The sequence below is a fragment of the Streptodolium elevatio genome (genome assembly GCF_040649515.1).
GTDB lineage: Bacteria > Actinomycetota > Actinomycetes > Streptomycetales > Streptomycetaceae > Yinghuangia > Yinghuangia elevatio.
This window is the reverse complement of the sequence record NZ_JBEZFP010000002.1, coordinates 149,808-161,643: the sequence shown is the minus strand read 5'-3', so window position 1 is coordinate 161,643 and position 11,836 is coordinate 149,808. Positions and strand designations below refer to the sequence as shown.

The 11,836-nt window shown below is 69.7% G+C and carries 11 protein-coding genes; 2 read left to right on the top strand and 9 right to left on the bottom strand.

All coding sequences use genetic code 11. The features are described 5' to 3' along the window. Positions 1–118: 118 nt before the first annotated feature. The 3 genes from AB0C36_RS01770 to AB0C36_RS01760 form a co-directional block, all read right to left on the bottom strand. The gene (locus tag AB0C36_RS01770) at positions 119–2,098 is read right to left on the bottom strand and encodes a protein meaA (RefSeq protein WP_435838960.1); all 1,980 of its coding nucleotides are present in this window, start codon (positions 2,096–2,098) and stop codon (positions 119–121) included. Between the two features lie 394 nt (positions 2,099–2,492). Further along, positions 2,493–2,798: an STAS domain-containing protein gene (locus AB0C36_RS01765; protein WP_358347663.1), complete on the bottom strand. Its 306-nt coding sequence runs from the start codon at positions 2,796–2,798 to the stop codon at positions 2,493–2,495. A gap of 253 nt (positions 2,799–3,051) precedes the next feature. Further along, positions 3,052–3,903, bottom strand: coding sequence for a 3-hydroxyacyl-CoA dehydrogenase family protein (locus tag AB0C36_RS01760; RefSeq protein WP_358347661.1), 852 nt, complete (start codon positions 3,901–3,903; stop codon positions 3,052–3,054). A 169-nt stretch (positions 3,904–4,072) separates the two neighbouring features. Between AB0C36_RS01760 and AB0C36_RS01755 the strand changes: the two genes are divergently transcribed. Then, a complete protein-coding gene (locus AB0C36_RS01755) occupies positions 4,073–4,390 on the top strand; it encodes a hypothetical protein (protein WP_358347659.1) in 318 nt (105 codons plus the stop codon). Between the two features lie 58 nt (positions 4,391–4,448). Here the strand turns inward: AB0C36_RS01755 and murA are convergent, their stop codons facing one another. Continuing rightward, positions 4,449–5,723, bottom strand: a complete 1,275-nt coding sequence (gene murA, locus AB0C36_RS01750) for a UDP-N-acetylglucosamine 1-carboxyvinyltransferase (protein WP_358347656.1) — start codon at positions 5,721–5,723, stop codon at positions 4,449–4,451. A 100-nt stretch (positions 5,724–5,823) separates the two neighbouring features. Between murA and AB0C36_RS01745 the strand changes: the two genes are divergently transcribed. Then, positions 5,824–6,396: a cob(I)yrinic acid a,c-diamide adenosyltransferase gene (locus tag AB0C36_RS01745; protein WP_358347654.1), complete on the top strand. Its 573-nt coding sequence runs from the start codon at positions 5,824–5,826 to the stop codon at positions 6,394–6,396. Between the two features lie 44 nt (positions 6,397–6,440). Here AB0C36_RS01745 and AB0C36_RS43175 read toward each other — a convergent pair whose 3' ends face one another. The 5 genes from AB0C36_RS43175 to atpA form a co-directional block, all read right to left on the bottom strand. Beyond that, complete coding sequence (locus AB0C36_RS43175; RefSeq protein WP_435838959.1) at positions 6,441–7,052, bottom strand: DUF2550 domain-containing protein; 612 nt, start codon at positions 7,050–7,052, stop codon at positions 6,441–6,443. 70 nt (positions 7,053–7,122) lie between these two features. Beyond that, complete coding sequence (locus AB0C36_RS01735) at positions 7,123–7,503, bottom strand: F0F1 ATP synthase subunit epsilon (RefSeq protein ID WP_358347651.1); 381 nt, start codon at positions 7,501–7,503, stop codon at positions 7,123–7,125. 299 nt (positions 7,504–7,802) lie between these two features. After that, positions 7,803–9,257 (bottom strand): F0F1 ATP synthase subunit beta, encoded by a 1,455-nt coding sequence (gene atpD / locus AB0C36_RS01730; protein WP_358347648.1) that lies wholly within the window; start codon positions 9,255–9,257, stop codon positions 7,803–7,805. Between the two features lie 2 nt (positions 9,258–9,259). After that, entirely contained in the window at positions 9,260–10,168 is a 909-nt protein-coding gene (locus tag AB0C36_RS01725) for a F0F1 ATP synthase subunit gamma (protein ID WP_358347645.1), read from the bottom strand. A 19-nt stretch (positions 10,169–10,187) separates the two neighbouring features. After that, on the bottom strand, positions 10,188–11,831 hold the full coding sequence (gene atpA / locus AB0C36_RS01720) for a F0F1 ATP synthase subunit alpha (RefSeq protein WP_358347642.1): 1,644 nt from the start codon (positions 11,829–11,831) through the stop codon (positions 10,188–10,190). Positions 11,832–11,836: the final 5 nt, after the last annotated feature.

Sequence of the window (11,836 nt, the reverse complement as noted above, 5' to 3'; positions counted from 1 at the left end):
CACGTTCCGTGGTCGGGAACGCGCCACGGGGCCGCCACCGACGTCGGCGCCCGAACACGCCGAACACGCCGAACACGCCGAACACGCCGAACACGCCGAACACGCCGAACACGCGGCATCACACCGCCAAATCGTTGGCCTTCCGGATCTCCGCGACGATGCGGCCCATGATCTCCGTGATGCCGAAGTCCTTGGGCGTGAAGACCGCGGCGACGCCCTGCGCGAGCAGCGCGGTCTCGTCGGCCGCCGGAATGATGCCGCCGACCACCACGGGAACGTCGTCGAGGCCCGCCGCGCGCATGCGCTCCAGGACGTCGGGGATCAGTTCGAGGTGCGAGCCCGAGAGGATCGACAGCCCCACGCAGTGCACGTCCTCCTCGACCGCCGCCGCCACGATCTGCGCCGGCGTGAGCCGGATGCCCTGGTAGACGACCTCGAACCCGACGTCGCGGGCCCGCACGGCGATCTGCTCCGCCCCGTTGGAGTGCCCGTCCAGCCCGGGCTTTCCGACCAACAGGCGCAGGCGGCCGCCGAGTTCCTCACCGGTCGTGCGCACCGCCTCGCGTACGGCGGTCAGTTCCGCGCCGCCCTCCTGCACGCCGACCACCCCGGAGACCCCGGTGGGCGCCCGGTACTCGCCGAACTCGTCGCGCAGCGCCCCCGCCCACTCACCCGTCGTGACACCGGCCCGTACGCACTCCAGCGTCGCCGGCATCAGGTTCACGGCGGCGTTGGTGCCGGTCGCCTTCCACGCCCGCGCGTCCACGCGCAGCCGGTCGAGTGCCGCGTCCGCCGCGGCCTGGTCGCGCTCCGCACGCCAGGCACGCACGGCCTCGGCCGCCGCCGACTCCACCGCCGCGTCCGGTACGAAGATCGCCGTGTCCAGGTCGGCCGTCAGCGGGTTCGGCTCTGTCGTCTCGAACTTGTTCACGCCCACGACGATTTCGTCGCCGCCCTCGATGCGCGCGCGGCGGGCCGCGTGCGAGCCGACCAGCTGCGACTTCATGTAGCCCGACTCGATGGCCGCGACCGCGCCGCCCATCGCCTGCACGCGGTCGATCTCCGCCTTGGCGCCCGCGACGAGTTCGGCGACCTTGCGCTCGACGACAACCGAGCCGGTGAAGATGTCGTCGTACTCCAGCAGGTCCGACTCATAGGCGAGCACCTGCTGGATGCGCAGCGACCACTGCTGGTCCCACGGACGCGGCAGTCCCAGTGCCTCGTTCCACGCCGGCAGCTGCACCGCCCTCGCCCGCGCGTCCTTGGACAGCGTCACCGCGAGCATCTCCAGCACGATCCGCTGCACGTTGTTCTCGGGCTGCGCCTCGGTCAGACCGAGCGAGTTGACCTGCACGCCGTAGCGGAACCGGCGCTGCTTGGCGTCCTGCACGCCGTAGCGCTCGCGCGTCAGTTCATCCCACAACTCGACGAACGCCCGCATCTTGCACATCTCCTCGACGAAACGCACACCGGCGTTCACGAAGAAGGAGATGCGCTGCACGACCTCGCCCATGCGCTCCTGCGGCACCTGCCCGCTGTCGCGCACCGCGTCCAGCACCGCGATCGCCGTGCACATCGCGTACGCGATCTCCTGCACCGGCGTGGCCCCGGCCTCCTGCAGGTGGTAGCTGCAGATGTTTATCGGGTTCCACTTCGGGATGTTCGAGACGGTGTACGCCACCGTGTCGGTGATCAGCTTCAGCGACGGCCCCGGCGGGAACACGTACGTCCCCCGCGACAGGTACTCCTTGATGATGTCGTTCTGCGTGGTCCCGTTGAGCTTGGCGATGTCCGCGCCCTGCTCCTCCGCCGCGACCTGGTACAGCGCGAGCATCCACAGCGCGACCGCGTTGATGGTCATCGACGTGTTCATCCCCTCCAGGGGGATGCCGTCGAAGAGCTGCCGCATGTCGCCGATGTGCGAGACCGGTACGCCGACCTTGCCGACCTCGCCGCGGGCGAGTTCGTGGTCCGGGTCGTACCCGGTCTGCGTCGGCAGGTCGAACGCGACGGACAGGCCGGTCTGACCCTTGGCCAGGTTGCGCCGGTAGAGGGAGTTCGACTCCTTGGCCGAGGAGTGGCCCGCGTACGTACGCATGACCCAAGGGCGGTCACGCGTCGGCCGGTCGGGGGAAGGCTGAGCTGAGGGCGTCTGGCTCGCCACGGGGGACCTCCGGGAGGGTTCCGGGCCCCGACGGCCGCGACGGCTACCGGCCCCGCACATCCTCTGGGGTCCGGCGCGCGCCGCACCCGGCGCGGCCCTGCTTACCTCGGAGTGTACTGACGGGTAATGGAGCTTGGGCAGAGTGTGCCCCGCCACATATCGGACCCCCCACCTGACAAACTGTCGGCCCCGCCGCGGCTCGCCCTCCACCGGAATGTGGCACCAAGCCCGTTCGCGGCCCTCGTGACGGCCCCAGGACGGCCCCCAAGGTCGGCCTCCGCCCCGTCGGCGGCCCCGGAGTGTCGCGGGCGGCTGCTCCCGGACGCTGTCAGGCGGCGATGGCGTTTTCCAGGGCGAGGATTCGGTGCAGGCGGGTGATGACCAGGACGCGGTGCACGGGGGGTGTCACGCCGCGCAGGACGAAGCGGCGTTCTCGGCGGCCGGCCCGGCGGTGTATGGCGACAATGAGGCCCAAGCCGGTGGCGTCGAGCGCGTCGACTCCGGAGACGTCCAGCACGAAATCGCCGTCGGCCCCGTCGACGGCGGCGTGCACGCGCTGCCGGACGTCCGCCGCGGAGTGGACGTCCAACGTGCCGCGCAGGTGCAGTTCGCGGTCGTCGCCCCAGACATGCATGCCGCCTCCTCCGATCGGGACTGCTCGCAGGGTCTCTCGTATTCTTTTGATTCCTCATCAGACCATCGGGGTTGCCGATTGCTCCAAATTCTTGAGGAAATTCACCCCTTTCAGCGACAAAGGCCGGTCCGGAATCATTCCCGGACCGGCCTTCGCCGACGTGTCGCCTACATCTCATCTGCCACAAGGCAGTTCCGCGCAAACTGACCTTGTGGAATTCACGCGGATCAATCGCGGCGGATCACCGGACGGCTCACTCGTACGAGTAGAAGCCCTTGCCGCTCTTCCGGCCGAGGTCGCCCGCGGTGACCATGCGGTTCAGCAGCTCCGGCGGGGCGAACTTCTCGTCCTTCGTCTCCTCGTAGATGTTGCCGGTCGCATTGCGCATGATGTCGACGCCGGTCAGGTCGATGGTCGCGAGCGGGCCCATCGCGTGGCCGAAGCCCAGCTTGCACGCGACGTCGATGTCCTCCGCGGTCGCGACGCCCGCCTCGTACAGGCGTACGGCCTCCGTGGTCAGCGCGGTGATCAGGCGCGTCGTCACGAAGCCCGCGACGTCGCGGTTGACCACGATGCAGGTCTTGCCGACGCCCTCGGCGAACGCCCGCGCCACCGCCAGCGTCTCGTCGGACGTCTTGTAGCCGCGCACCAGTTCGCACAGCTGCATCAGCGGGACGGGCGAGAAGAAGTGCGTGCCCACGACCTGCTCGGGACGCGAGGTCACGGCCGCGATCTGGGTGATCGGGAGCGCCGAGGTGTTGGACGCCAGCACCGCGCCGTCCTTGGCCACCCGGTCCAGCTCGCGGAACACCTCCTGCTTGATCTCGATCTTCTCGAAGACCGCCTCGACGACCAGGTCCGCGTCCGCGACCGCCTCGAGGTCGGTCGTCACGGTGAGCCGCGCGAGGGCCGCCTCGGCGTCCTCGGCGGACATCCTGCCCTTGGCGACGAACTTCTCGTACGAGGAGCGGATGCCGCCCTGTGCGCGCTCCAGCGCGGCGTCGGTGACGTCGCGCAGCGTGACCTCGTACCCGGCCTGGGCCGACACCTGGGCGATGCCGGCTCCCATGAGCCCGGCACCGATGACGGCGATCTTCTTCGTCACGTCGAACCTCTCTCGTACATGCGAACGTGCCCCCGTCGCTCGCACGGCCGCGGATACGATCCTGCCTGCGCTGACGGGCACTCCTCCTCGCGAGGGTAACGGCCACTCGATCGGCCGACGCCGCTGGTACCTCGCAGGCCTGGTGCGGCAGTCTTGGAGGGGAGGCGAAATGGACCGTTCGTACCTGCTCACGCCGCTGGTGGGACTGGCCGTCATGGCGGTGCTCGTCCTGCTGCTGCGCTGGGCCTTCGGGCGCGGGCACTCGCTCGTCCCGCGCGTGCCGAAGCAGGGTACGGAAGACGACTACGGCCTGCTCGTCGCCGTCGCCTCGCCCGCCGACCGGACCCACGGCAGGCGCCTGTGCCGCGCCCTGACCACGGACGGGATCCGCTGCACCCTCGTCGAGACCACCGACGGCCTGCGGGTGATGGTGTGGCCGCCGGACGAGGAGGCCGCCAGGCTGGCCCTGACGCGCTATCCGGACTGACGGCGGCCCCCACCCCCGCAATTCAACTGACGGGCCATCAGATGGCCGTACGCGGCCCTCAGAAGCGCGACTCGGGCTCCGGCTCACGTAGGACCGAGCCGCCCAACGCGGTGATCTGGTTCACCAGGTCGTCGTAGCCGCGGTCGATGTGGTGCACCCCGCTCACCAGCGTCTCGCCGTCCGCGACCAGACCCGCCAGCACCAGCCCCGCACCCGCCCGCACGTCCGTCGCCAGCACCGGGGCGCCGGAGAGCCGGTCGACGCCGCGCACGATGGCGTGGTGGCCGTCCGTGCGGATCGACGCCCCCAGGCGCAGCAGTTCCTGGAGGAAGACGAAGCGCGCCTCGAAGATGTTCTCGGTGATCATCGCGTGCCCGTCCGAGACCGCGTTGAGCACCGCGAACTGCGGCTGCATGTCCGTCGCGAACCCCGGGTACGGCAGCGTCACCACGTCGACCGCCCCCGGCCGCCGGTCCATCACGACACGGAAGCCGTCGTCGGTCGAGGTGACCGAGGCGCCCGACACCGTCAGCTTGTCGAGGGCGATCTCCAGGTGCTCCGGCCGCGCGTTGCGCACCGTCACGTCCCCGTGCGTCACCGCCGCGGCCACCGCGAAGGTCCCCGCCACGATCCGGTCCGGCACCGTGCGGTGCACGATCGGCGAAAGGCCCTCGACCCCGTGGATCTCGATCGTCGAACTGCCCGCGCCCTCGATCTTCGCGCCCATCTCCGTCAGCATCGTGCAGATGTCGACGATCTCCGGCTCGCGCGCGGCGTTGTCGATGACCGTGGTGCCCTTCGCCAGCACCGCCGCCATGAGGATGTTCTCGGTCGCGCCGACGCTGGGGAAGTCCAGCCACACCGGCGTCCCGACCAGGCCCTTGGGGGCCTTCGCGATCAGGTAGCCGTGCTCGTTCTCGACCGTCGCACCGAGCTTGACGAGCCCGTCTATGTGCATGTCGAGCCCGCGCGAGCCGATCGCGTCGCCGCCCGGGAACGCCACGTGAACCTCGCCGCAGCGGGCGAGCAGCGGCCCCAGGACGCAGATGGACGCGCGCATGCTGCGCACGAGGTCGTAGTCCGCCTCGTACCCCGGCGACGCCGGCACGTCGATGCGCACCGTCCCACTGGTCTCCCCCTCGACCACGCAGCCGAGGCGGCGCAGCAGTTCGCTCATGATCTGCACGTCGAGGATCCGGGGGACCTCCTCAAGGGTGGTCTCCCCCTCCGCCAGCAATGCGGCGGCCATGAGCTTGAGCGCGCTGTTCTTCGCGCCCGTGATACGCACCTCGCCGGCGAGCCTCGCCCCGCCGGTCACCCGGAACCTGTCCATCACGGCATCGTATGGGCTCACACGAGCCCCACCGAACGCATGTCGCAACCTGGTGACACCCCCGCGTTCATTTGCTGACACGCCGCGTAGGTTTGGGCGCATGGTCAATCTGACACGCATCTACACGCGCACCGGCGACGACGGCACGACGGCGCTCGGGGACATGAGCCGTACGTCCAAGAACGACCTCCGGCTCGCCGCGTACGCCGACGTCGACGAGACGAACTCGGTCATCGGAGTCGCCCTGGCGACGGGCGCGTTGGAGGAGGACGTGGTCGCCCTCCTGACCCGCATCCAGAACGACCTGTTCGACGTGGGCGCGGACCTGTGCACGCCGATCGTGCCGGACCCGAAGTACCCGCCGCTCCGCGTCGAGGAGTCGTACGTGGACGCCCTGGAGGCGGCGTGCGACCGCTACAACGAGGAACTCCCGAAGCTGCGCAGCTTCATCCTCAACGGCGGCACCCCCGGCGCGGCCCTGCTGCACCAGGCCCGCACGGTCGCCCGCCGCGCCGAGCGCAGCACCTGGGCGGCCCTGGAGACGCATGGCGAGACCATGAACCCGCTCACCGCGAAGTACCTGAACCGGCTGTCCGACCTGCTGTTCATCCTCGCCCGGCACGCCAACCGCGAGCAGGGCGACGTCCTGTGGGTGCCCGGCGCGAACCGTTGAGCCGCGGTTCGGCCGTGTCGGAGGACACCGCGTAGGCGACCTGCCTAGGCGACGTTGACGCGCTGACCGGGCGGGGCGGCCTCGAGCCAGGCCAGGAACCCCGTCAGCGCGTCCTCGCTCATCGCGAGTTCGAGCAGCACGCCGTTGTGGCTACAGACCAGCACCACCGACCCGGCGAGCAGTGCCAGTTCCTCCTGGCCCACCGGCAGGCGGCGTTCGATGACCACGATGTCGTGGCGCTCCAGCACCCGGCGCGGGCGCGGGGAGTAGGAGAAGACCCGGAACCACTCGATGCGGTCCCCGTTGTACCGCGCGATGCCGAACACCCAGCCCTTGCCGTGGTCCAGGGGCGGCACCGCGAGCGGCGGCTCCGCGTCGCCGCCGGACTCCCCGGCGGCCGACGGACCCGCGGCTCCGGCAAGTCCGGGGGAATCAGCAGCGGCGCCCTCCGGGACCGAGCTCCCGGACGACGCCGCGGCGGGCCCCGCCTCCCCGTCGTCCGGGGAGGCGGCGCGTACATCTGGCAGACGGCGCAGCGAACAGTCGAACGTCCCGCCGGGACGTTGGACCAGTCGGCGCCGTACGGCGAACGCGCCGATCGCGGCGGCGGTCGCCACGACGACGGCCACGACCACAATCAGCAGCACGAGGACCATCTCGTCAGACCTCCTCGTGTTCCGCGTACCGGTCTCGGCCGACGCCTGGGTTCGTTCCGGCGTTCCGGCGTCAGTGCCCGACGCCTACGCCGGCGACGCGCAGGCGCGTGTCCGCCCGGCGCTCGGCGGCGAGGTCCTTCTCGTGACCGGCCCGCTCGAGAGCGCGCTGGGCACGGGCGACGTCGATCTCGTCGGCGAGCTCGACGATCTCCGCGAGCAGCGACAGTTCGTTGTTCGCGTACGAGACGAAGCCGCCGTGGACCGCGGCGACGATGGTGGTGCCGTCCGCCTGGCGGATGGTCACCGGGCCGGACTGGAGCACTCCGAGGACCGGGGTGTGTCCGGGCTGGATACCGGTGTCGCCATCGGAGGTCCGGGCGACCACGATCGTGGCCTCGCCCGACCACACCTTGCGGTCGGCCGCGACCAGCTCGACGTGCAGCTCAGCCAACGTGGCTCCTCAGGTCGTACGGACGGACGCCGCGCGCCTGCCCGTGTCCCGGCACCGGATCTCCGGAGCGGGATGCTGTCAGAATATCGGTCCCGCGGACCCCGATTCCAACCGGGACCGCGGCCGCCGGGCCCGCCTGGGCGAATCCGGCCCGCCCGGAGGCGAATCCGGGTCCGCGACGGACCCGCCCGAAGGCGAGTCGCGGTGCGCACGGAACCCGCCCCAAGAACGGATGCCGTCCGCGTAGGGCGAGGGACGGCCCGTACCGGACCGCCCCTCGCGCCTCACAACGTGCCGCCTCAGCCCTTGGCGAGCTCGGCGATCTTCTTCTCGAGGTCGTCGAGACCGCCGAGCATGAAGAACGCCTGCTCCGGGGCGTGGTCGTACTTGCCGTCCGCGATCGCGTTGAACGCCTCGATCGTCTCGGAGAGCGGGACGTCCGATCCGTCGAGACCGGTGAACTGCTTCGCGACGTGGGTGTTCTGCGACAGGAACCGCTGGATGCGACGCGCGCGGTGCACGACGAGCTTGTCCTCTTCCGAGAGCTCGTCGATACCGAGGATCGCGATGATGTCCTGCAGGTCCTTGTACTTCTGCAGGATCCCCTTGACGCGGGTCGCGCAGTCGTAGTGCTCCTGCGAGATGTACCGCGGGTCGAGGATGCGGGACGACGAGTCCAGCGGGTCCACGGCCGGGTAGATGCCGAGCTCCGAGATCGGTCGCGAGAGCACCGTCGTGGCGTCGAGGTGCGCGAACGTCGTGGCCGGGGCCGGGTCGGTCAGGTCGTCCGCGGGGACGTAGATCGCCTGCATCGAGGTGATCGAGTGACCGCGGGTCGAGGTGATGCGCTCCTGGAGCACACCCATCTCGTCCGCCAGCGTGGGCTGGTAGCCGACCGCCGACGGCATGCGGCCGAGCAGCGTGGAGACCTCGGAACCGGCCTGCGTGAAGCGGAAGATGTTGTCGATGAACAGAAGCACGTCCTGCTTCTGCACGTCGCGGAAGTACTCCGCCATGGTCAGACCCGACAGGGCGACGCGCAGGCGGGTGCCCGGCGGCTCGTCCATCTGGCCGAAGACCAGCGCGGTCTTGTCCAGAACGTTCGATTCCTTCATCTCGTCGATGAGGTCGTTGCCCTCACGGGTACGCTCGCCGACGCCCGCGAACACCGACACACCGTCGTGGTTGCGCGCGACACGGACGATCATCTCCTGGATGAGGACCGTCTTGCCGACGCCCGCACCACCGAAGAGACCGATCTTGCCGCCCTTGACGTACGGGGTCAGCAGGTCGATGACCTTGACGCCGGTCTCGAACATCTCGGTCTTCGAGTCGAGCTGGTCGAAGGCCGGGGCCTTGCGGTGGATCGGCCAGCGCTCGGTGACCGTGAACTCCGACTTCGGCACGTTCAGCGGCTCGCCGAGGGCGTTGAACACCACGCCCTTGGTGCCGTCGCCGACCGGCACGGAGATGGCCGAGCCGGTGTCGGACACGATCGAACCGCGGGTCAGGCCGTCGGTCGGCTGCATCGAGATCGCGCGGACCATGCCGTCCGCGAGGTGCTGGGCGACCTCCAGGGTGAGGAGCTTCTTGCCCTCGCCCTCACCCTCGCCCTGACCGGTCAGGTCGACCGTGACGTGCAGCGCGTTGAACATCTCCGGCATCGCGTCGACGGGGAACTCCACGTCGACGACCGGGCCGATGACCCGGGCGACCCGGCCCGTGGCCAGGGCCGGCGTTGCAGTGGCAGTCATTCTCATTCACTCCCCGCGGTCGCGTCGGCCAGGGCGTCCGCGCCGCCGACGATCTCGCTGATTTCGTTGGTGATCTCGGCCTGACGGGCGTTGTTCGCAAGCCGCGTCAAAGTACGGATGAGCTCTTCGGCGTTCTCGGTCGCCGACTTCATCGCCTTGCGCCGGGCCGCGTGCTCGGAGGCGGCGGACTGGAGCAGGGCGTTGTAGATGCGGCTCTCGACGTACCGCGGCAGCAGGGCGTCGAGCACCCCCGCGGCCGAAGGCTCGAACTCGTAGAGCGGGAAGGCGCCGCCGGACGGCTCCTCGTACGAGTCCTCGACCACGAGCGGGAGCACCCGCTTCGCGACCGCGTTCTGCGTCAGCATGGACTCGAACTCGGTGCTGACGATGTGGATCTCGTCCACACCGCCGTCCTCCGTCGGCAGGACGAACGCGTCGATCAACGCGCCGGCCACCTTCTTCGCGTCGGTGTACTCCGGGTTGTCGGAGAACCCGCTCCACTCGCCCGCGAGGTCGCGGCCGCGGAACCGGTTGTAGCCGATGCCCTTGGCACCGATGACGAACCGGTCCACGTCCTTGCCCTCACCGCTGAGCAGCTCGATGAGCTGCTCGGCGGCCTTGATGGCACTGGAGTTGTACGCGCCCGCGAAACCGCGGTCACTCGTGACCAGCAGCACCGCGGCACGGCTCGCGCCCGGCTTCGCCTCGGTCAGCGGGTGCTTCGCGTTGGAGAAGGTGGCGACCGCGGAGACGGCGCGGGTCAGCTCGTCGGCGTACGGCTTCGCCGCCGCGACGCGCTGCTGCGCCTTGACGATCCGCGACGCCGCGATGAGCTCCTGGGCGCGCGTGATCTTCTTGGTCGCCGACACGGAACGGATCCGACGCCGGTAGACCCGAAGTTGGGCTCCCATGGGTCAGGTCTCTCCGTTCTCAGTTGCCGGACTTGACGTGGCGCTTGATGGTCTCCTGACCGACCTCGTCCTTGTCCATGCTCTCGACCGCGACATCCGTGACCAGCGGCGAGCCGTCGGCCAGGGTGTAGGTCTGCTTGAACGCGGCGAGGGCGTCGATCATCGACTCGATCGTGGAGTCCTCGAGCTTGCCGGTCTCCGCGATGGTGGTCAGGATCTCCTTGCGCGAGATGCGCAGGTTGTCCAGGAACTCACGCTCGAAGCGGCGGATCTCCTCGACCGGGACGTCGTCCAGGCGGCCGGTGGTGCCGGCCCAGATGGAGACGACCTGCTCCTCCATCGGGAACGGCGAGTACTGGCCCTGCTTGAGCAGCTCGACCATGCGCGCGCCGCGCTCCAGCGAGGACTTCGACGCGGCGTCCAGGTCGGAGCCGAAGGCGGCGAACGCCTCCAGCTCGCGGTACTGGGCGAGCGACAGACGCAGCTGGCCGGAGACCGACTTCATGGCCTTGGTCTGGGCCGAGCCACCGACGCGGGAGACCGAGATACCGACGTTGACCGCCGGGCGGACACCCTGGTTGAACAGGTCCGACTCCAGGAAGCACTGGCCGTCGGTGATGGAGATGACGTTGGTCGGGATGTACGCCGACACGTCGTTCGCCTTGGTCTCGATGATCGGCAGACCGGTCATCGAGCCCGCGCCGAGGTCGTCGGACAGCTTCGCGCAGCGCTCCAGCAGACGGGAGTGCAGGTAGAAGACGTCACCGGGGTACGCCTCGCGGCCCGGCGGGCGGCGCAGCAGCAGCGACACGGCGCGGTACGCCTCGGCCTGCTTGGTCAGGTCGTCGAAGACGATCAAGACGTGCTTGCCCTGGTACATCCAGTGCTGGCCGATGGCCGAACCGGTGTACGGCGACAGGTACTTGAAGCCGGCCGGGTCGGACGCGGGGGCCGCGACGATGGTGGTGTACTCCATCGCGCCGGCCTCTTCGAGCGAGCGGCGCACGCCCGCGATCGTCGAGCCCTTCTGGCCGATGGCGACGTAGATGCAGCGGACCTGCTTCTTCGGGTCGCCCGACTTCCAGTTCTGGACCTGGTTGATGATCGTGTCGACGCAGACCGCGGTCTTGCCGGTCTGGCGGTCGCCGATGATCAGCTGGCGCTGACCGCGGCCGATCGGGGTCATCGAGTCGATCGCCTTGATGCCGGTCTGCATCGGCTCGTGGACCGACTTGCGCATCATGACGCCGGGGGCCTGGAGTTCGAGGGCGCGGCGGCCCTCGCTCTCGATCTCGCCCTTGCCGTCGATCGGGTTGCCGAGGGGGTCGACCACGCGGCCGAGGTAGCCGTCGCCGACCGGCACCGACAGGACCTCGCCCGTCCGGCGGACCGTCTGGCCCTCTTCGATCGAGCTGAAGTCACCGAGGATGACGACACCGATCTCGCGGACGTCGAGGTTCAGCGCGAGGCCGAGGGTGCCGTCCTCGAACTTCAGGAGTTCGTTGGCCATGACCGAGGGCAGGCCCTCGACCTTGGCGATGCCGTCCATGCACTCGCTGACCGTGCCGACTTCCTCGCGCGACGCCGTGTCCGGCTCGTACGAGTCGACGAAGCGCTCCAGCGCGTCCCGGATCTCCTCCGGCCGGATCGTGAGCTCCGCCATCTGGT